Raw genomic sequence first — 20378 nt, 5'->3', positions numbered from 1 at the left:
CGGTGGATCATCAAGATTTCTCTCAGGATCCTCCCACAGGCGCCGTCTGGGAGACAGGCGAACCTGTGGGGAGCAAAATCCCTCGGCCTGAAAATGTTGACCTGGTCACCACAACGACAGGGAGCCGCTATATTTGCTTCCATGATACGTCTCCTTAACAGTCGAAGTTAAACCGCCCACACGTAATCATCAGCTTCAACGGATTCGGACAGTCCTGACAGGAAACTTCCCGGATGGGCATCGGCGACCAGTTCGGTATGACCATGTTTGATTGACCAGGAGTTGCCTCACGCCTGGCACCACCTATCAGCTCGAACCGGAGGATGACGGCGTTCCTGCGAGCCTCCTCACGATGACAGAACAAGAAAAATCAGCCACTAAAGCTGAGGTTTTCTTTTGCCTAGTGAAAATCCCCACCTTTTAATAAATACGCAATACTTATCGTTTCATAACATCTTGCTAACAGATGAGCGGCAAACTCCTCCCAGTTGTCTAGATATGTAGTCATCTTGGTGCAAGGAGGCGTCATGAGTTTATTTGTCATCGAGCGTAATCAGGGAACCGCCGTCTATGCCCAGATCGCCGAGATTCTGGAAACCGAGTACGTTGCCAACGGCATGCCCGGTGACCGCCTGCCGTCCGAGGCGCGACTGGCGGAGCAGTTCGGCGTGAACCGTCACACTCTGCGCCGGGCAGTGGACGAGCTGGTGGCAGAGGGGAAAATTGAGCGTTTTCACGGCATCGGCCTGTTTGTAGCGGAGCAGCCCATCAACTACAAGCTGCAGTCCAAGACCCGCTTCACCCAGACTCTTGGTGAACTGGGGATGTCGACCAATTGCGACATTCTCACCAATAAGGTGATTGTCGCTCCCCTGGCTGTGGCTCGGGCGCTGGGACTTGATCCTCTGGCTGAAGTGCGGTGGATCGAATCCCTGCGCTACGCCGACAACATTCCCTTGTGTGTCATTTCTCACTTTGTGCCCTTTGTCCCTTATGGTGAGGCGCTAGGCGACTACCGGGGCGGCTCGCTGCACGCTGTGTTGACGCAGAATTTTGGCATGTTGCGCCGTCGGGAAAGCCTGGTGACGGTTGTAACAGCGACAGAAGAGGACGCCAGGCGTTTGCAGATCCGCAGCGATCAGCCGTTGCTGCGGGTGAAAAGTCTCAATGTCCTTGAGGGCGATGATGAGCCGGTGGAATACGCCGTCACCCGCTTTCGTGGCGATAGGATTCAGTTACGCATCGACCTGCAAGAGCTGGTCGATGGGGAACAGCCAACCACAAAATGAACACCCACTAAAAAGGAGAATAAAGGATGAAAAAGATGGTGAAATGGATTGGTATATGGTGTGCCTGCATCAGCTTGCTGGGTACTTTCACCCTGAGCGCTACGGCCCAAACAACCCTGGGCACTAGCAATCGACCACTGAAGGTGATGCTGATTCCCGCCGACGGCGGCACCGAGTCGGGGACCCGTGCCGACTTTGAGCCGGTCTTCAATGCCGTGTCCAGGGCAACGGGGCTGCAGTTCGAGATCCGCGTCGGTCAGAGCTACAGCGCGGTCATCGAGGCACTGGTAAACGACCTGGTCGATGTTGCTTTTCTTGGACCTGTCTCCTATGTCCAGGCGCACAAGCGCGACAGCGCGGAGCTGCTGGCGGTATCGGTCAGCCAGGGGGAATCGGTTTACTACGCCGGGGTTTTCACCTTCGCTGACTCGCCCATGCAATCACTGAACGATCTTAACGGTAAAAAGGTTGCCTTCGGTGACCCCAATTCGTCATCAAGCTTTACGTATCCCATCGCCATGATGCTGCGCGCTGGAATGAACCCGGTGCAGGATCTGGCCGAGGTGCGTCTGACCGGCAGTCATGCCAACAGTCTCATGGCCCTGAACGAAGGGCTGGTGGATGCCGCCTGCCTGAGCTTTGATTCTTATGAAAAAGCCGTCAACCAGGGGGTGATCGATCCGGCGCGCTTTAAGGTGCTGGTGAAGAGTGAGCCGATTCCCAATCCACCCCTGGTTCTGAATCCGCGCTTGCCAAAGGAGATGAAGACGAAAGTGCGCGAGGCCTTCAGACAGGTACACACCCTGCCCGGTGTCACCCCGGAGATGATTCGCGGTTATGGCGGCAAGCGCGTGGATCGCTACAATGTCGATTTTACCGAGGAGGAGTTCGCGCCGGCGGCCAATACCCTGACCCTGGTGACCAACGAAATCAAGGCCGATTTGATCCGCAAGGCGGCCAACTAATCCCATCATCACAGCTGTCATGCGGGGTTCGTCGTACCTGATCGGGACGGGCGAATCCCGCCGGGAGATTTACCATGATTCAGTTCGAAGCCTTGACCAAACAGTTTGCCGACGGCACCCTGGCCATGCACAACATCAACCTTGAGATTCCCAAAGGTCAGTTCTGTGTTCTGCTGGGTCCGTCGGGCGCCGGCAAATCCACCCTGTTGCGCAGTCTTAACGGTCTGGTGGAGCCGACCTCTGGTCGCATCATCTTTGCCGGACGGCCGATTACCGGGCGTCAGGATCTTTTGTTCATGCGCCGCCGCGTGGCAATGGTGCACCAGTCATTTAATCTGGTGCCGCGCCTGACCGTTTTAACCAATGTGCTTTGCGGTCTGCTGGGCCGCGCATCCCTGATCAAAAGCCTGCTGGGGGTTTTCCCCAGGGAGCAGAAGCACAACGCCTGTCGCCTGATTGAAAGTGTGGGATTGAGCGAAGAGCATGTCTACCGCAAAGCCAGCGGCCTGTCCGGTGGCCAGCAGCAGCGAGTCGGCATTGCCCGGGCGTTTATCGGCGATCCCGAGGTGGTGCTGGCCGATGAGCCTGTCGCCAGCCTCGATCCGCGCATCAGTCGTGACATCATGCAATTACTGCGTAACGCCAGCCAGGCGCGTAACGCCACCGTGTTGTGCAGTCTGCATCAAGTTGATCTGGCCAGGGAGTTCGCTGACCGCATCGTCGCTATGAAAACCGGCCGCGTTGTCTTTGACGGCTCACCCAGCGATCTGACCGATGAGGTCCTCGGCGAGATCTACGGCGATGAGCAGAGCGGTAGCCGACAGGCCGAAGGCGCCTCGACCATCAAGGGGATGCTCGGGCTTGGCTCCAACCGGCTGGGCGAGGCGGCGTAATGGTCGAAAGAGCTGATACGACCGGCAAACGCTCGGTTTCCGAATGGACCTTGCGTCCTGAATATACCAAACGTTTTATCGCCGCCACCTTGTTGGTCGTCGTGCTGCTGACGTTCTCGGCCCAACGCACCGAAATCGACCGGATGATGGTCATGAGCGGTGAGGCTCTGCTGTCGGTCACCGGCATCACCGATGAGTCGCAGGTAGCGCGGGGTCTGGGCCGGATTTTCGGCGACATGTTCCCGCTGGTTGTCGCCGAACGCCGCGAAGTCGGCCGCATCGAGAATTTCGACCCCGAACGCCTACCCTGGCTGGGGCGGCTGGAAACGGAAATCCAGACCCTCTCCCAGCTCAATACCAATACCCTGCAGATGGAGACCATTGAGGTCGAACGGCAGGTTCTGATCGAACCTTTGGGGTATCTGCGCTATGTGCTCTGGTTGATGTGGCAGACCATTGAAATTGCCATCTGGGGTACCATCCTCTCGGTACTGATCGCCATTCCTCTGGGCTATTTCGGTGCCCGCAATTACGCCCCCTTCGCCCTTTTGTACCATCTGTCACGCACCACCAGCAGTTTTTTCCGGGCCATGCCGGAGCTGATTATTGCCCTGTTTCTGGTGCTGGCCTACGGTTTTGGACCGATCGCCGGGGTTCTCGCCCTGGGGGTGCATACCTCGGGCTTTCTCGGCAAATTTTTTGCCGAGGATATCGAAAACGCCGACAAAGGTCCGCAGGAAGCGTTGCTGAGTACCGGCGCTAATCGCGTCAAGGTGCTGATATACACGGTGCTGCCGCAGGTGGCGCCCTCCTACACCGGCTACGTACAATACATCCTTGAGCGCAACATCCGCAGCGCCACGGTGCTGGGTATCGTCGGTGCCGGCGGCATCGGTCAGGAGCTCAAAGGGCGCTTTGAGATGTTCAACTTCGGCCACGTATCGACCATTTTGCTGGTGATCCTGCTGACGGTCATCGTCCTGGAATACATTGCCGGTAATCTGCGCAAGCGCATGATGTAGGAGCAAAAACTATGAACGAACCATCACCATCAACTCTCCGGCGTGATTGGCCGCGCCTGCTACTGACGCTACCGGCGCACCACTTCAGTGCCGCCTTGCGGGAGATCAAGGAGCAGTGTCAGGTTGTTGATCTGGCGCTGCCGCAAGCGGGCCTGGCCTTGCTGCAACTGCGCGATGGCGCTCTGGCCGAGCCCTATTTTATCGGCGAGATACCCCTGGCGCGAGCTGTCGTCCGGGTCACCGACCCCGAGGGGCGTCAGAGCGAAGGGGCGGCTCAAATAATGGACGACCGCGCCGGCCTGGCGCGTGACATCGCTATATGCGACGCCGTGCTCGCGGCCGGCCTGGCAGGCGAAGAGCTGATTCACGCCCTGTTGACCCAAGGCACACGCTTGAGAGCCCAAATCGACGCCGAGCGCGGCGCGCTGTTGACGCGGACCCGGGTCGATTTTTCCCTGTTGGACGGCGTTAGTGAGGGTAATGACCTATGACGACTTCGATCAGAAGGCACCAGACCTTCAATCTCTGGGAACCGGCATTACAGCAACAGCTGTTTCGGCAGCTGCTCGATGCCTTTGCCTTTCCCGGTGCGCAACCGACCCCGATGCTACCGCAAGAGGCAGTGGCTAACGCCTTGCTGCGCTTGATCCTGGCCACATTGATCGACGGTGAAGTCACCCTCGCCGACCCGGCTCGACTGATTCCCACAGAAGACTGGCGGAAACTCGAAACCACCAATCAAGCCCCTGAGAAGGCGCGCTTCATCGTCGCGCGCGGCGATCAGGCCCCGACCTTTACGCCCGCCCTCGGCTCGCTGGAATGTCCCGAACAGGGTGCCACTATCATCCTGCGTGTCGCGCAGATCAGCAAGGGCGAGGCGTTGACCCTGCGTGGACCCGGTATCGCGTCCCTTACCCAGGTCACCTGCACCGGACTTGACGAAAGTTGGCTGCAGCAGCGCCGGGACTGGAATGAATCCTTCCCCTTGGGTGTCGACATGATCCTCTGCGATGACGTCCGGCTGATGGCCTGGCCACGCACCACCCGTATCAGCAGCAAGGAAGGAAGACCATGGGATATGTAGCTATCAGAGGCGGTGGCACCGCCATCAAAGGGTCGCTGGAGGCCCTCGAAGCCCTGCGTGCCGCCGAAGCAGATGAAGGGACCGCTTTAAGTCTGAACACTATTGAGCACCAACTGCGCCTGCTCACCTCGCGCATCCTCTCCGAGGGCGGACTCTATCACCCGCCCCTGGCTGCTCTGGCCATCAAACAGATGCAAGGTGACACCTTGGAGGCGGCTTTTGCCCTGCGCGCCTACCGTTCCACCAAACCACGCCTGCTGACCACGCCGGTGCAGGAAACCGAGGGCATGCGGGTCATCCGCCGGATCTCCAGCGCCTTCAAGGATATCCCCGGCGGACAGATGCTCGGACCGACCACCGATTACGCCCTGCGCTTGATGCGTCTGGAACTGGCGGACGAGTCGCCCGAGGTTTTTCGTGGGATCGCCGCCCGCTTTCTGGCTGATACGCCGTCCGAGGCCCTGCCCCAGACCTTTCCCAAAGTGGTGGAGGCGCTGCGCCGTGATGGCCTGTTGCCTGCCTCGCCCCCAGGGCAGGGCGAACCCTTCGACATCACCCGCGAGCCTCTGGTTTTTCCCATCCCGCGTTCGGCGGTGCTGGCCAGCATGGCCCGGGCGGAGACCGGATCGCTGCTGGCCCTGGCCTATTCCAACATGCGCGGCTACGGCGACGTGCACCCGACCATTGCTGAGCTACGCGTTGGCTACCTGCCGGTGCTGCTGCCCCATCCCGTCACCGGTGAGCCGGTAGAAGCCGGTGAGGTGCTGATGACGGAGTGCGAGGTGGTCGCCATGTACGAAAGTGACGAAGCCGGCGCCGTGCCGGTCTTCACCCTGGGGTACGGTGCCTGTTTCGGTCACAACGAAACCAAGGCCATCTCCATGGCGGTCCTTGATCGCGCCCTGCAAAAAGGGATGAAGGATGGCCCGAGCAACCCCTCAGAAGACCCCGAATTCGTCGTGCTGCATGTCGACGGTGTTGACTCCATGGGTTTTGCCAATCACTACAAGATGCCCCACTACGTCACCTTCCAGTCGGATATGGATCGCTTGCGCACGACCCAGATCAAAGCCGAACAGAAAAAAAGCGCACAAAAAAAAGGACAACCCGAATGAATCCTTCCTATGAACTTCCCCGCGACGAAGCGGGCTACAGCTTCGGTTTTCTCGATGAATACGCCAAGCGCGAAGTGCGGCGCGCCATTCTCAAGGCCATCTGCATCCCCGGCTATCAGACCCCTTACGCCTCGCGAGAGATGCCCATGGGGCGTGGCTTCGGTACCGGCGGCCTGCAACTGACCTTGAGCCTGATAGGGCGCGGCGAGTGCCTCAAGGTGATCGATCAGGGCGCCGATGATTCGGTCAATGCCGTCAATCTGCGCCAGTTCATCGAGCTGACCTGCCCCGGCGTCGACACCACCGAGCACACCGGTGAAGCAACCCTGATTCAGTCGCGCCACCGCATTCCCGAACAGCCCCTGAACAGTGCCCAGGTGCTGGTGCTGCAGGTGCCCTATCCCGACCCGCTGGTGGTGGTGGAAGCGTCGGAAGCCAAACGCAAGATCATGCACGGTGAAGGCGATTATTCGCGCCTGCTGACCAAGCTCTACGAGGATATTGTGCGTTTTGCCGAAATCACCATCTCCCACCGCTATCCGACGCGCATCAACGGGCATTACGTGCTTGACCCCAGCCCAATTCCGCGTTTCGACATCGCCAAGCTTGACCACTCACCGGCGTTGATCCTGTTCGGTGCCGGGCGGGAAAAAAAGATCTACGCCGTGCCCCCCCATACCCGCGCCGAACCCCTGGTGTTTGATGATATTCCCTTTCGCGCCGAAGACTTCAACGACGCGCAGGGGCAGCGGCGCGCCTGTCAGCGCTGCGGTGCCAGCGATTCATTTCTCGATGAATTCAGCAGCGCGAACGGTACGGCCACCTTTCAGTGCTCCGATTCGGATTACTGCAACCAGCGCGTCGCTGCCGGCAACGGCGTTAGCTGCGAGGTCACATCATGAGAAAAGTCCTCCAGGTCAGCAATCTCGGCAAGATTCACGGCAATGGCTGCCCGCGCTGCGTGGCGAGCACCGGCCCCGATGTCGGCAGCAACATCTGTCCCCATTGCCAATCGGTGGTGGCCAACGCCGCCATCAGCTTCGATCTGCACGCCGGAGAGATCCTCGGCATCATGGGCGAATCGGGCAGCGGCAAATCGACCATCGTCAAGATGCTGTTTTTCGACGAGGACCCCTCCCTGGGGGAAGCGATCTTTTACGACAACGGCCATCAGTGGAACCTGTTCAGCCTCAACGCGGCCCAGCAGCGTCGACTGCGCAATCACCGCTTCGGCATCGTCTACCAGAATCCCCATCTGGGCCTGAATTTCAATTTTTCCGCCGGCGGCAATATTGCCGAACGGCTGCTGATGAGTGATTTGACCCATTACGGGCAGATTCGCGAGCGAGCCCGCGATCTGTTGACCCGCACCGAGGTCGGTTCGGAGCGCATGGACGAATCGCCGAAGAAATTTTCCGGCGGCATGCAGCAGCGGGTCCAGATCGCCAAGGCGCTTTCCACCAGCCCGCCGGTGCTGTTTCTGGATGAAGTGACGACCGGCCTTGACCTGTCGGTGCAGGCGCGCATTCTCGATCTGATTCTGGAGATTCAGCAGGAACTAGGCACGGCGATGATCGCGGTGACCCACGATCTCGGCGTCATCCGCCTGCTGGCCGATCGCACCATTGTCATGAAAAACGGGCGGATCATCGAAGCGGGCCTCACCGATCAGATTCTCGAAGACCCCCAGCACGCCTATACCCAGCAGCTTGTTGCGTCTGCCCTTTAAGGAGCCTTTGGTGAATAGTGCCATTTTAACCGTTGAGAAACTCAGCAAACAATTTTTTCTGCACGAACAACAGGCCGCGATTCCGTCCTGCGCCGAGGTTGATCTGCAGGTTTTTCCCAAGGAACTGACGGCCATAGTGGGGCCGACCGGGTGCGGCAAATCCTCGGTACTTAAATGTATCTACCGCACCTATCTGCCGGGCGCCGGACGCATCCTTTATCAGAATGAAGCGGGGCACACCACCGATCTGGCGCAGGCGTCGGACCACCGCGTTCTGGAGTTGCGGCTACGCGACATCGGCTTCGTGACCCAGTTTCTCCACTGTCTGCCGCGCAAACCAGCGTTGGATGTCGTCAGCGAGCCGCTCCTGCTGCGTGGCGAGAACAGAGAGACGGCGCGAGACGCCGCAGCAGATCTGTTGCGCTTGCTCAACGTGCCGGAACGGCTCTGGCAGGTGCCTCCGGCAACCTTCTCCGGCGGCGAGAAACAGCGGATCAACCTGGCGCGCGGCCTGATTTCTCAGCCCCGTCTGCTGCTCCTCGACGAGCCCACCGCCAGCCTCGATCCCGATACCAGCGAGCGGGTCATCGATCTACTCACCACCATCAAGGCTAAAGGTGTCGGCATGCTGGCGGTCTTTCACCATCCCGAACTGGTGCGCCGCCTGGCCGATCGGGTGGTGGAGCTGATCCCGCAAAAAACCCTGTGCCACGAATAAAAAGGACGATAAGATGAAAAAAACCCTGTTGACCAACGCTCGGGTGGTTCTGCCGCAAGAAGTGCGCGCCGGTGTCGCCGTTCTGCTTGAGGATGGTCTGATCAGTGCCCTTGACCCTGAATCTGCCGGAACCGCCGAAATTATCGATCTGCGGGGGAAAACCCTGCTGCCCGGGCTCCTTGATCTGCATTGCGATGCGCTGGAGAAAGAGATCGAACCGCGCCCGGGCGTCCATTTCCCCCTTGACTTTGCCTGTGCCCAGGCGGACCGACGCAACGCCGCCGCCGGCATTACCACGGTTTTTCACGCCCTGTCCTTCGCCCATCAGGAACTGGGAGTGCGCAACAATACTTTTGCCGCCGAGATCGCCCGCGCCGTTCACGCCTGGCAACCCGGCGCCCTGGTGGATAACCGCATCCATGCCCGCTATGAGGTGACCGATAGCGACGCACCCGCGCTGCTTGGCGATCTCATGCACGCCGGTGATGTGCAGTTGTTGTCCTTCATGGATCACAGCCCGGGGCAGGGCCAATTTCGCGAGGTGGAAGCTTATCGCAACTATCTGGCGCGCACCTACAAGGCCGACGCGCAGAGTATCGACGCGATTCTGGAGCGTAAGCTTGAAGGGGCGCGGGGCGCCATAACGCGTATGCACTCCCTGGCCGAGCAAGCCCGACGGCAGGGCGTGTCCATCGCCAGCCACGACGACGACAGCGCCGCCAAGGTGGCCGCCGTGCACGCTCTGGGGGCGGCCATTTCTGAGTTTCCCGTCAACCTTGAAACCGCCCGCGCCGCCCGCCGCAAGGGCCTATCGACCCTGTTCGGAGCGCCCAATATCCTGCGTGGGCGCTCCCAGTCAGGCAACATGCGCGCCCTCGATGCCGTGCGCGCCGAGGTCGCTGATTGTCTGTGCGGCGATTATTCCCCCGCGGCATTGCTGCCGTCCATCATGCGCCTGCCGGAGTTGGCCGATATCTGCCTGAGTCGTGCCGTAGCCATGGTCACCCGCAATCCCGCACAGGCTGTCGGGCTTGACGATCGGGGCGAAATCAGCGTCGGCAAACGCGCTGATCTGGTGGCGGTGCGGATGTTCGGTGCGTTGCCGCAGGCCGAAACCGTCTGGGTCAAGGGGGTTTCGGTATTTTCCGGGTTCCCGCATCAACCACAAGGAGATTGAGTAATGGAGGGACAACTGCTTTACCTCATGGGCGCCTCGGGCAGCGGCAAGGACAGCCTGATGGGTTACGCCCGAGAGAAACTGACTGGCCATTCAGCCATCCTTTTCGCCCACCGCTACATCACCCGCTCGGCCGACGCCGGCGCTGAAAACCATGTAGCCCTGAGCCCTGCGGAATTCCACGCGCGCGTCGCCGCTGGACTGTTCGCCCTGCACTGGCACAGCCACAACCATGATTACGGCATCGGCAGGGAAATCGACCTGTGGCTGGCCGGCGGTGCCACCGTCGTTGTCAACGGCTCACGCGCCTATCTGCCCCGGGCGCAAAAGCGCTACCCCAACCTGATACCACTGTGCATCGAGGTGTCGCCGGAGGTGTTGCGAACCCGGCTGCACGAGCGTGGCCGGGAAACAGCGCAACAGATCGCCGGGCGCTTGCAGCGCCATCAACGTCTGGCCGCGAGCGCCAGGGACTGCCTTGCCATCAACAATAACGGCTTGCTGGCGGAGGGCGGAAATACGCTTATCGGCATCATCCTGCACTACGCTGGGCAGCGATCCCGCCGGACAAAGAACCAGGCGGCCATTTGCACATGACTGCCACCGACCATCCACAACGAAACGATGATACCGGATTGCGTCTGACCCTGCTGGGTAGCGGCAACGCCGGCGGCGTGCCGCTTTATGGCTGCCGCTGCGCCGCCTGTGAACGGGCAAGGCGCGATCCGCGTTTCATCCGGCGACCGGCGACCGCCCTGGTCGAAGGAGGCGGTACGCGACTTCTGATCGACGCCGGGCTGGTCGATCTCGTGGCACGCTTTGAAGCGGGAAGCTTAAACGCGATTCTGCTCACTCATTTCCATGTCGATCATGTCCAGGGTCTTTTCCCTCTGCGCTGGGGCCAGGTTGAAGCTGTACCCGTCTGGTCGCCGCCCGACCCCGAGGGCTGCGCCGATCTCTACAAACATCCAGGAATACTCGATTTTCATCACCCTGAACCATTTGTGCCGCTGACCATCGGCGCCCTGACCGTCACCGCGGTGCCTCTGCGTCATTCTAAAATGACCTACGGTTACTGTCTACAAACAGGTTCGACAAAGCTTGCCTACCTCACAGACACGGTGGGACTGCCGCCCGCGACCCGGGATTTTCTCCAGGGGTGGCACCCCGACGGCATCGTTCTAGACTGCTGCCACCCGCCGCAAGAAGAGCCACCGCGCAACCATAATGATGTTTGCACCGCGTTAGAAAGCGCGGATGCCATTGGTGCCAACCGAGTGATCATCACCCACATAAGTCACGAGCTTGATCTGTGGCTGATGGAAGGTAAAGAGGAATTTCCCAGTCACATTCACGTTGGCCATGACGGCCTTGTGCTTTCAGCAATCAGACGGGACATGGGTGTGTCCGCGTAATTGGATGTTTCGAATAGAGGTTGGAGCCCCATGCGCTCAAAATTTTCGTAGATCGCGTCCCTGGCTTTTGCGTGACGATGCCACTGGAGAACGCTGCGCTCTCCGCTCTCTTCGGTCAACAGGCGCAAGTGGGTCTCGATCCTCTACCTGCTATCTTTTTTGTAATTTCTGAGTAGCTTCAGGGTAACTATCTGAAATCACATTCTTTATAAAATTGAAGGTATCTGGTCAGCACCGGGTCGGGAATCCTATGTCAAGGGACGCTGTTCGTCAGCCATAACCACTTGCCACACATATTGAATAAACCGATCTACTCAAGTGAATTAATTAATAGTTCCTGTTTGCTTTTCGCCGCCTCCTTTCGGATAATTGACACCCGCATTATGAGCCTTCGCACCATCATTGTGGCTGATAACGACTATCCACCCAAGGAGATCGACATGAAATATATAGTTTCACTATTTTTATTGACGGCGAGCGTCTTTGCCCTGACGGCCTGTGAGCCCGGTACCGAACCCACCGCAAAGGCCGTGGAGAATCAGCGGCCACAAAAGCTCATCATCACTGCCATTCCCGACGACGGCGACGCCGACCGCATGCGCGAGCACTTCGGTGCCTTAGCCAAACACCTCGGCGATGCTGTGGGGATTCCAACCGAGTACATGCACGTGGAAAACTATGCCGCCAGCGTTACCGCCCTGGCGACAGGCAGGGCACATCTTGCATGGCTTGGCGCGGTGACGACGGCTCAGGCTCACATGCAGATGAATGACGATCTTGTCGTAGTCGGTGCCCGCGATATCGACAAGGGATTCGTCAGCTATTTCATCGCCCACGGCGCAGCAGGAATCTCCCCCGTCGATGATTTGAAGGAACTCGCCGAAGCCGCGAAAGGGAAGGAGTGGAGTTTCACCTTCGGTAGCAAGAGCAGCACCTCCGGCCATCTCATGCCCCGCAACTTCTTCACAGAACAGAGTGGTCTGTCTCCCGAAAACGTCTTCAGGACAGTCGCTTACAGTGGTAGCCACGATGTAGTCATGCAACAGGTTGCCGCGGGGAGCTTCACCCTCGGCGCCATGAACTTCGCTTCATGGGACAAGGCAAGTGACAAGCTCAAGACAAATGCGCCGATCATCTACAAGTCCCCTGCTTTCACCAACTACTGCCTTGCGGCCCGTACCGACCTGGGGGAAAAACTTCTCGCTGAGCTTCGCGCCGCATTGCTGAGCCTTTCGACTGACACCGAGGAAGGCAGGAAGATCCTCGGCTACCTCAAAGCTGGCAAGTTCATCGAGGCTGATCTGGATGAATGGGCGGGATACCGGGCGATGCTCGAATCAGGCGTCGACATCGGCGGGTGAAATAGCCAGGATTTGTCCCAACAGGGATCCATGGATTTACATTATTCCCTACATTCCTGTCCAATGAACTTGTTAAGGATTTATGGAAGCAGTTATTGAAACGGCTGCGTCGTGTGTAGGTAGCGCGCAGAGTGCCGCGCAGACGGTCTTCGTTGCCGAAAATGTCGGTAAGAGTTTCGGACCTACGCAGGTCCTGAAGAATATCTCTCTCTCGATCAGGGAGGGTGAGCGGGTCGCAGTGATCGGTCCGTCCGGAGCCGGAAAGACGACCCTGTTCCGTCTTTTGTGTGCGGTCCTCAAACCGAGTGAGGGGCGAATCACCGCACTGGGGCACGATACCGGTCATCTTCGCGGCAACGCTTTGAGGGGACTGCGGCGCGAAATCGGGATTCTCTATCAGAACGATAACCTTATTCCGCACCTGCGTGTTGTCCACAACGTGCTCATGGGGCATCTCGGTCACTGGAGTCTGCCGCGGGCGATCCTGTCTCTTCTCTGGCCACAGGATCTCGCCGGTGCCCGAAAGGCACTGGGTGAAGTCGAACTGAGCGAGAAGCTCTGGTCGATGCCGGGAGAGCTCTCGGGCGGCCAGCAGCAGCGCGTAGCCATTGCACGGCTGATGGTGCAACAGCCAAGAGTGATGCTCGCCGACGAGCCGGTCAGCCAGCTGGATATCCGTCTCGGGCGTGAGATTATCGCCCTGCTTTCGGATATCGCCTCACGCATGGGAACGACCCTGCTGGTCAACCTCCACACCCTGGAGCTGCTCGAGGGACATTTCGAGCGGGTCATCGCCCTGCGAGAAGGGCGCCTCTTCTGGCAGGGCGCTCCTTCGGAAATCAACCGCGAACTCCTTCTCGAACTGTACGGGGCCGAATATCGAGCGATGCATCTCGATGACGTGGTTTTGTCGGCCAAGGTATGACGGACATTTCGCCGGCATCCGCTCTCACCCATTATTCGCAGAAACGTCCCTGGGGGCATTTCGTCGCTCTGCTGGCGATCCTGTTGCTGGTTGCGGCCTCCTTTTTCGCCGCAGATTGGGATGTCACTTCTCTGACCGAAGCGCAGAAGCGCGCTCAGGCGCTCGGACGAATGACCCTGTGGTTGGGCGCCTTCTCTTCTCCAGAGCTCAGCGGCGAGTTTTTGAAACACTCCTGGGAGTTGACGCTACAAACCCTGTCAGCGGCGATCCTCGGCACGGCCATCGCCGTGGTGCTCGGTTTTCTCCTCGCCATAGGCTCTGCACGTTCTGTGTGTGTCGGAGAGGAGAACGCCGTCAGTTGGCGGCGCAATTTCCCTCTTCGTTCACCTTCGGCGGTCCTCTGTTCCGCCTGCCGACTCCTTCAGGACGTTCTGCGCGCCGTCCCCGACTTCATCTGGGCGATCATTCTCGTTGCCCTCATTGGTCTCGGCCCTCTGACCGGCGCTCTGGCGTTGGCACTCAATATCACCGGGATTCTCGCAAAGGTTTACAGCGAGCTGTGGGACAGTATCGACGAGCGTGAGTACGAGCAGGTCCGTGTCCTCGGCGCCGGTCGCCTGAAGACCTTCCTCTACGGCATTCGCCCACTGGCCGCCCGCAGCGTTCTGAGCTTCACCCTGATGCGCGCCGAGTGTGCCATCCGCAACGCCGCCGTTATCGGTGCTGTCGGCGGTGGCGGCCTCGGCGCCGAGATCTGGTATCAGGTGCGCTTCGGAGCCTGGGACAAGGTCAGTACGCTGATTCTTTTCACCCTTTTTCTGACGCTGACCGTCGATCTCGTCTCAAATTCCATCCGCCGTCAACTTCGAAATGATCCAAATCATCCCCAGGCCGTCAAAAGCCGGAGCACCTTTGCCACTCTCTCCCGCGCTTATGTGAGCGCCGCCGTCATCTTGATCGCCTTCACCTGGTCCTTCTGGTTCATGGGATGGGGGAATAATGCCGCACCCGGTGGCGAGTCTAGAAATTATCTCAAACCCGCTGCAGAGCTCGTTTCGGGGGATTCCTGGGGGAATTTGCGTTTTTTCCAACGGCTGCTGCATCCCGACCTCGATCTTGCCGTCTTGGGCCGTGGGGATACGGAGGCAGCGGCTCAGTTTCGCGCGGGCGGCAAAGCCGTCTCCCTCTTTGACAATTATGGACCCCTCGAATTTTACCGGCCTGCCGCGTGGGTTGCCTGGGAAGGGGAACTTCAGAAGTGGTTCGTCTGGCGGGTGATAAAATCGTCCACCGTCCCGTTAGCCATCGCCGTCGTCGGTACGCTGCTCGGCATGCTGGGAGCGATCCTTTTGACTTATCCTCATACACTGGCGTTTCAACTGGAACCGGATCAGTTCACCGGTGAAACGTCCCACCCGTTGATCCGCCTCCTGCGCTTTATCCACATGACGGCAGCCCGCATCGTCGGTCTGATCGCGCGGGGAGTTCCAGAGGTGATGTGGGCCTTTCTCTTCATCGCCTTTTTTGGACCAGGCCTAGTGGCGGGAACAATCGCCATATCCATTCACAGCATGGGAGTACTGGTTCGAGTCTTCAGCGAGACGGTCGACAATATTCCCTATCGCCGTTTCGAGCAGTCGTTCATGGGGTCGCGTATGGCCTGCTTCGGCTCGGTGGCGGCCCCGATTTCATGGCGGGACTGGATGACTTATACCTTCTTTCAGTTTGAAAGCAACGTGCGCGCCGCCGTTGTCCTCGGCATCGTCGGTGTCGGCGGGCTCGGATTTTTCTTCACCTTCAATTTCGAGTGGTTCCGTTTTGAAAAAGCCGGCACCTATCTGCTGATGATGGTCGCCCTCACCATCACCATCGACCGCATCTCGCGAATGCTTAAGCTCTCACGGGTGCGCCGGTAATTACTGAGGAAACTCTTAAGATGCTGCTTTTAGGAAACCTCAAACGCTGAGACTTCGTGCAATAACATCGCACCTTATGAAAAATGCCCTCGCTCCGGCAACTAACGACTTTTGAGCATTGTTGGTTGTAGAATCACTGTTAGCCCTTGATACGACCTGGCCCCGCTTTAACAAACGCGAAAAAAATAATGAAAAAACGTAACTATTCAGCCCTGTCCTCGCGCAGGGCCTTTGGATCCTGTGGCAAGGATGGTGCTGAATTGTTGCACCAGTTTTTTCAGGATGGTATCAGGAATTTCAGCGACATGTCTGTTTGTTATTGAGGAGCGCAATCTCATGATATACAATGTATATACGTTTTCGCTGTTTTTACAGGTAGCCAATTGTGAATTATTATCTTGAGCTTAAAAAATCGCTCTCTCTTTCTGAGTTGGCACAATTAACCAGAATGAAGGTATGCGCAGAAAGACTTGAGCAGCGCCAACTTTGTGTCCTGGATACCGTCGACTGGTCGATCTGGATGTCCGACCAAGTGCTGCTGCATGTCGCCGGCAAGCGCCTGGAGCTCTATGATCGCGATGATCAACTTCGTGTCGCTGTTCATGCCAAGCGGTGGCCATCCTTTATCACACAGCTAAATGACCCCCTTTTCGAGGCATTGAACCCCCTGGTCTGCGTACGCGCGCTGCTGCCTCAATTTAGCAGTCAATGGCAGGAGCAGTCTTCGGCTTTTCTGAATAACGATGACAAAATTGTTGCCCGCGCCACCCTTTATCATCTTGTTGACGCAACACCAACGACCTCCTTTTTTCTGAAAATACAGTCATTGCGTGGCTATGATCAGGAGGCGCAAGCTATTGTAAATGACCTCAATTCAGTAGCCACAGCCTGCCAGTCAGCAATAACCCTCAAATTTCTACTTAAACGCTGCGGCCTGAACCCGGACCCTCCTGCAACGAAACCGGCGTTTCATCTTAATCCGGATCAACCAACAACAGAAGCGGTTATGGGAATGGTCGCTGAACTGCTACGCCTGGCACGGCAACAGGAAGAAGGGCTGATCGCCGACATCGATACCGAATTTACCCATCAGTATCGGGTCAATTTACGCAAGGCGCGCTCATTGCTCAGCCTGTTTAAAAAAGCACTTCCGCCAAAACGTTACCAGACGCTGCGTAGCGAGTTGAAAAAGATCGCTCAAGCCACCAACCGACTGCGTGACCTCGATGTTTTTCTGCTTGATCAGGATAACTACCGGGCGATGCTGCCGACCCATTTCCAACCTGGGCTTGATGACCTGTTTAAACGGTTGAAGCGCCGTCGCCAACAGGTCTGGCGCAAGGTCACGGTAACCCTCAAAAAGGAAGATTACCTTGAACATGCTCAGCTACTTAAGCTGCAGCTAAAAGAACCACCGGATCTCTCTGCCCGGCATTCAGGTATGGCGATAAAGAAACAGGTCAGCCGCAAGATTTTGTCACAATATCAGAAGATACAACGATATGGTGCCCGCATTGACGCTGAAACCCCCGACGAGCAGGTTCATGAAGTACGCATCGAAGCCAAAAAGTTGAGATATCTGCTTGAACTGTTTGCTGAACTCTTTTCTTACGATCAGCTGCGACGATTGATCAAGGCGCTGAAAAAGTTACAGGACAATCTCGGACGTTTTAATGATTATTCCTCTCAATGCTTATTCCTTGAGTCTTTGCTGAGCGGTGCTGGAATAAAGACCGCCGAGCGGGATGCTATCAACGGACTGATCGCCGTACTTTACAGCAAACGACAACATGAGCGGGGGCAGGTGGTTGACATGATAGCGGCTTTTTCCGGCACCGAGATCGCCGAACAGTTTCAAGAACTATTTACAGATGCAGCGGCACAGGATGGTGGATCATGAAAATAGTTGCCTGTTACAGCTTCAAGGGCGGGGTCGGAAAAACCGCCGCCGCTGTCAATCTGGCCTACCGAGCAGCACAATCAGGGCAGCGAACCCTGTTGATCGACCTTGATCCCCAGGGGGCCTCTTCCTTTTATTTCCGGGTGCGCCCGGAAGCGGGCAGCAAGTGGAAAAAACAGACATTAGAACAAACGGATGCCCTTATGGGGCAGATCAGGGAAAGTGACTATTCCAACCTGGATCTTATTCCGGCCCAACGATCCCTGCGCAATCTCGATATTCTGTTAAAACAGACGGATTCCAGAGAAACGGTGTTGCGGCGCCTGCTGAAAAAAATCAGTCAGGATTACGATCTGATCCTGCTCGACTGTCCACCATCCGTCAGTCGCCTGGCCGAGAATATCTTTGTCGCCGCCGATCTGATTCTGGTGCCGGTGATTCCTACCCCCTTATCGGAACGCACTTATGATCAGCTGGTGCGATTTTTTAAAGACAAGGACTATGACCGCAAAAAGCTTCTGCCGTTTTTCTCCATGGTCGATGCGCGCAAGCAGCTGCATCGTGATACGGCCCTGGGCATGCGCCAGCGGTACAAGCGTATTCTGCGCCATGCCATCCCCTATTCAACCGATGTTGAAAGAATGGGGGTCCATCGCGCACCCCTCGACCTCTTTGCCCGCGGGCGCCAGGCGAACAGGGCTTATCTGGCGTTATGGGAAGAGGTCGAACTCCAGCTAGAAGGTATTGGATAGATGACGAACAGGGAGATTGAACGCAAGTTTCTGGTTGCTTCCCTGCCGGCGGATCTTCTGGATGACCACCAGGGTGAAAACATCGATCAGGGTTATCTGCTTCTTGAAACACAACAGGAACTGCGCATCCGCAACCGCGCCGGGTGCTGCACCATGACCTTGAAGCGGGGCAGTGGTCTGGATCGGCAGGAACAGGAAAAAGAAATCAACAGCGATTTGTTCGCCATGCTCTGGCCCCTGACCGCAGGAAAACGGGTTGAAAAAACCCGCTATATCTTGGATCAGTCAGGCTATTGTCTGGAAATGGATCTGTTTCGCGGTGCGCTGGAACCGCTGATACTGCTTGAAGTTGAATTTGCGACGGTTGCCGACAGTCGCGAATTTGTTCCGCCGGACTTTGTCGGCCGTGAGGTCACCCGGGATCGTGCCTTTAGCAATGCCATGTTGGCGACCGCCGGTTTACCGGCGGATATTGGTCAAGGTACCGGCCAACAGACCGACGAGGAAAAATGAGCAACAAACAGAAAAAGGGCGGCAAAAAAGACAGTCAACTGCTGATCCGTATCAACGCTACCGAACGGGACCAGTTTGTTGCCTTATGTGAGGAACTGGACACCAGCGCAGCCCGTGAAATCAGGCGTTTTATCCGCAGGTTTGTTGTGGAGCACCAACAGAGCTGACCCACCATCAAGGAGAATTCACATGCCAACATCCATCGAAAAAGTCCCTGGAATCGGTCCGACCACTGCTGTTTTGCTGGCTGATCATGGTATCCACAGCGCTGAAGATCTCGCCGCTAAACGAATTGGCGACCTGGCTGCCATCAAAGGATTCAATACCATCCGTGCCGGGCAGGTGATCGAGGCCGCCCGGCTATTGATCGGAGCTGCGGTAGCAGACACTCCTGTGCCACCTGGTAACTCCAGCAAAAAAGACAAGGACAAAAAAGTCGAGAAGAAGAAAAAGAAGAGCAAGGAGAAGAACAAGGATCTGAAGAAAAAATCTGCGAAAGAAGATAAAAAGAATTCCACTCAAGCCAAAAAGAGCAAGGACAAAAAGAAATCGTCCGGGTCAAAGAAAAAGACTTCAAAAAAGAACTAACCGAGCCGCCCGCGGGCGCACTGCGAGGGCAGTCGCCCCCAGGTCGGATCAGCTAACTCTCTTTTCAGCTCAACTGTGGGCCGGTTCCAGGCTGTGGTTCCACTCGAGAATAGCGGCCTCCAGGGTTTCGCCGTTCACCATATGCTCACAGTTATCATGCGAGCAGTAAAGTCCCCAATGGCTGTGTGGAGCAAAATCGCTGGGCCCGAAAATTTTGACCTGACCACCACAACGACAGGGTCCCGCTACACTTAAATTATGTGCTTCCATAATATCTCTCCTTAAAGTTTGTAATTATTCAGCTCTATCCTTGCGCAGGGTCGGGGGTCCTGTGGCAAGGGTTTTTGTCGCCATGGACGGCGACAAAAAGCGGTCATGGATGACGAAAAGCGTCCCTTGACATAGGACTCCCGATCCGGTGCTGAACTGACACGAAATTTTTAGCAGACTAAGACCTCAGGCGGCCCATACATAATCGTCAGCTTCGACACATTCAGTCTGCCCCGTCAGGAAACTCTGGGGATGGGCATCAACAACCATTTCAGCATGACCATGATTGATCGCCCAGGAGCTGCCGCAACCCGAACATTCCACCAACCCCTCGGCAAATTGCTTGGATTTCATTGATAAAACACTCTGATCGTAACTTCCACACACTGGACAACGCATTGTCAGCCTCTCTTTCGTTATATAGATGATTTTTTACCATAAAAGGTTTTATGGTTAAATTGTGGACCTTCACCCGCCACCTGTCAAGCAGAAATTTTCATTTTCACCTTTTAAAACAGCATGTTACGCATCTTTTTATTCTGCTGACCAAATCGATAGTTTATTTTTTACTATTTATGGTTTTCAATCAACCTAACAATACCTCCAACTAACTGAATTAGATCACTTATTTTAGTTTATAATCGGGTTTTATCTAGTTGGTTGGCTATCTTGTTTCTACCCGCCGCGGAGTTAAGATCCTCCTGCGAGCAGTGACAAAAAGTGACGATGTGGCAGAATAAAATGGC

At 56.9% G+C, this 20378-nt stretch carries 23 protein-coding genes; 21 read left to right on the top strand and 2 right to left on the bottom strand.

All coding sequences use genetic code 11. The features are described 5' to 3' along the window. The first annotated feature begins 527 nt into the window (after window positions 1-527). The 21 genes from phnF to ICT70_RS09250 all read left to right on the top strand — a co-directional run bounded on the left by phnF (window position 528) and on the right by ICT70_RS09250 (window position 19362). Window positions 528-1289 (top strand): phosphonate metabolism transcriptional regulator PhnF, encoded by a 762-nt coding sequence (gene phnF, locus ICT70_RS09350; RefSeq protein ID WP_191155868.1) that lies wholly within the window; start codon window positions 528-530, stop codon window positions 1287-1289. 26 nt (window positions 1290-1315) lie between these two features. Beyond that, window positions 1316-2254, top strand: a complete 939-nt coding sequence (locus ICT70_RS09345; protein WP_191155866.1) for a phosphate/phosphite/phosphonate ABC transporter substrate-binding protein — start codon at window positions 1316-1318, stop codon at window positions 2252-2254. A 74-nt stretch (window positions 2255-2328) separates the two neighbouring features. Next, window positions 2329-3147: a phosphonate ABC transporter ATP-binding protein gene (gene phnC / locus ICT70_RS09340; RefSeq protein ID WP_191155864.1), complete on the top strand. Its 819-nt coding sequence runs from the start codon at window positions 2329-2331 to the stop codon at window positions 3145-3147. Continuing rightward, on the top strand, window positions 3147-4169 hold the full coding sequence (gene phnE / locus ICT70_RS09335; protein ID WP_191155862.1) for a phosphonate ABC transporter, permease protein PhnE: 1023 nt from the start codon (window positions 3147-3149) through the stop codon (window positions 4167-4169). Before phnC ends, phnE begins: the two co-directional genes overlap by 1 nt. A gap of 11 nt (window positions 4170-4180) precedes the next feature. Next, window positions 4181-4660: a phosphonate C-P lyase system protein PhnG gene (phnG, locus tag ICT70_RS09330; RefSeq protein WP_191155861.1), complete on the top strand. Its 480-nt coding sequence runs from the start codon at window positions 4181-4183 to the stop codon at window positions 4658-4660. Continuing rightward, window positions 4657-5253 (top strand): phosphonate C-P lyase system protein PhnH, encoded by a 597-nt coding sequence (gene phnH, locus ICT70_RS09325; RefSeq protein WP_191155858.1) that lies wholly within the window; start codon window positions 4657-4659, stop codon window positions 5251-5253. The genes phnG and phnH overlap by 4 nt, the downstream gene beginning before the upstream one ends. Beyond that, window positions 5241-6368, top strand: a complete 1128-nt coding sequence (locus ICT70_RS09320; RefSeq protein ID WP_191155856.1) for a carbon-phosphorus lyase complex subunit — start codon at window positions 5241-5243, stop codon at window positions 6366-6368. Before phnH ends, ICT70_RS09320 begins: the two co-directional genes overlap by 13 nt. Then, window positions 6365-7270 carry an alpha-D-ribose 1-methylphosphonate 5-phosphate C-P-lyase PhnJ gene (locus ICT70_RS09315; RefSeq protein WP_191155854.1) on the top strand — a complete coding sequence of 302 codons (906 nt, stop codon included), beginning with the start codon at window positions 6365-6367 and terminating at the stop codon, window positions 7268-7270. Before ICT70_RS09320 ends, ICT70_RS09315 begins: the two co-directional genes overlap by 4 nt. Next, window positions 7267-8097: an ATP-binding cassette domain-containing protein gene (locus ICT70_RS09310; RefSeq protein WP_191155852.1), complete on the top strand. Its 831-nt coding sequence runs from the start codon at window positions 7267-7269 to the stop codon at window positions 8095-8097. The genes ICT70_RS09315 and ICT70_RS09310 overlap by 4 nt, the downstream gene beginning before the upstream one ends. 10 nt (window positions 8098-8107) lie before the next feature. Continuing rightward, window positions 8108-8815, top strand: a complete 708-nt coding sequence (phnL, locus tag ICT70_RS09305) for a phosphonate C-P lyase system protein PhnL (protein ID WP_191155850.1) — start codon at window positions 8108-8110, stop codon at window positions 8813-8815. Between the two features lie 13 nt (window positions 8816-8828). Next, on the top strand, window positions 8829-9992 hold the full coding sequence (locus ICT70_RS09300; protein ID WP_191155848.1) for an alpha-D-ribose 1-methylphosphonate 5-triphosphate diphosphatase: 1164 nt from the start codon (window positions 8829-8831) through the stop codon (window positions 9990-9992). A gap of 3 nt (window positions 9993-9995) precedes the next feature. Beyond that, a complete protein-coding gene (phnN, locus tag ICT70_RS09295; RefSeq protein WP_191155846.1) occupies window positions 9996-10589 on the top strand; it encodes a phosphonate metabolism protein/1,5-bisphosphokinase (PRPP-forming) PhnN in 594 nt (197 codons plus the stop codon). Then, complete coding sequence (phnP, locus tag ICT70_RS09290) at window positions 10586-11407, top strand: phosphonate metabolism protein PhnP (RefSeq protein ID WP_224746941.1); 822 nt, start codon at window positions 10586-10588, stop codon at window positions 11405-11407. The genes phnN and phnP overlap by 4 nt, the downstream gene beginning before the upstream one ends. A gap of 440 nt (window positions 11408-11847) precedes the next feature. Next, on the top strand, window positions 11848-12768 hold the full coding sequence (gene phnD / locus ICT70_RS09285; protein WP_191155844.1) for a phosphate/phosphite/phosphonate ABC transporter substrate-binding protein: 921 nt from the start codon (window positions 11848-11850) through the stop codon (window positions 12766-12768). A gap of 82 nt (window positions 12769-12850) precedes the next feature. Further along, a complete protein-coding gene (locus ICT70_RS09280; protein WP_191155841.1) occupies window positions 12851-13693 on the top strand; it encodes a phosphonate ABC transporter ATP-binding protein in 843 nt (280 codons plus the stop codon). Beyond that, entirely contained in the window at window positions 13690-15609 is a 1920-nt protein-coding gene (locus tag ICT70_RS09275) for a PhnE/PtxC family ABC transporter permease (protein WP_191155839.1), read from the top strand. The genes ICT70_RS09280 and ICT70_RS09275 overlap by 4 nt, the downstream gene beginning before the upstream one ends. Window positions 15610-15994: 385 nt before the next feature. Then, a complete protein-coding gene (locus tag ICT70_RS15175) occupies window positions 15995-17509 on the top strand; it encodes a CHAD domain-containing protein (protein ID WP_191155837.1) in 1515 nt (504 codons plus the stop codon). Further along, window positions 17506-18261, top strand: coding sequence for a ParA family protein (locus ICT70_RS09265; RefSeq protein ID WP_191155835.1), 756 nt, complete (start codon window positions 17506-17508; stop codon window positions 18259-18261). Before ICT70_RS15175 ends, ICT70_RS09265 begins: the two co-directional genes overlap by 4 nt. Beyond that, entirely contained in the window at window positions 18262-18774 is a 513-nt protein-coding gene (locus ICT70_RS09260; protein ID WP_191155833.1) for a CYTH domain-containing protein, read from the top strand. It abuts the gene before it with no gap. Continuing rightward, complete coding sequence (locus ICT70_RS09255; RefSeq protein ID WP_191155831.1) at window positions 18771-18941, top strand: hypothetical protein; 171 nt, start codon at window positions 18771-18773, stop codon at window positions 18939-18941. The genes ICT70_RS09260 and ICT70_RS09255 overlap by 4 nt, the downstream gene beginning before the upstream one ends. A 22-nt stretch (window positions 18942-18963) precedes the next feature. Further along, window positions 18964-19362 (top strand): helix-hairpin-helix domain-containing protein, encoded by a 399-nt coding sequence (locus ICT70_RS09250; RefSeq protein ID WP_191155829.1) that lies wholly within the window; start codon window positions 18964-18966, stop codon window positions 19360-19362. A 69-nt stretch (window positions 19363-19431) separates the two neighbouring features. Here ICT70_RS09250 and ICT70_RS09245 read toward each other — a convergent pair whose 3' ends face one another. Both ICT70_RS09245 and ICT70_RS09240 read right to left on the bottom strand, forming a co-directional pair. Beyond that, window positions 19432-19632, bottom strand: coding sequence for a hypothetical protein (locus ICT70_RS09245; RefSeq protein ID WP_191155827.1), 201 nt, complete (start codon window positions 19630-19632; stop codon window positions 19432-19434). Window positions 19633-19818: 186 nt separating this feature from the next. Further along, window positions 19819-19986: a hypothetical protein gene (locus tag ICT70_RS09240; protein ID WP_224746940.1), complete on the bottom strand. Its 168-nt coding sequence runs from the start codon at window positions 19984-19986 to the stop codon at window positions 19819-19821. Between the last annotated feature and the right edge of the window lie 392 nt (window positions 19987-20378).

This window comes from Pelovirga terrestris (genome assembly GCF_014773365.1).
In the GTDB taxonomy this organism is placed as follows: domain Bacteria; phylum Desulfobacterota; class Desulfuromonadia; order Desulfuromonadales; family Geopsychrobacteraceae; genus Pelovirga; species Pelovirga terrestris.
This window is presented reverse-complemented; position numbering and strand designations above follow the sequence as displayed.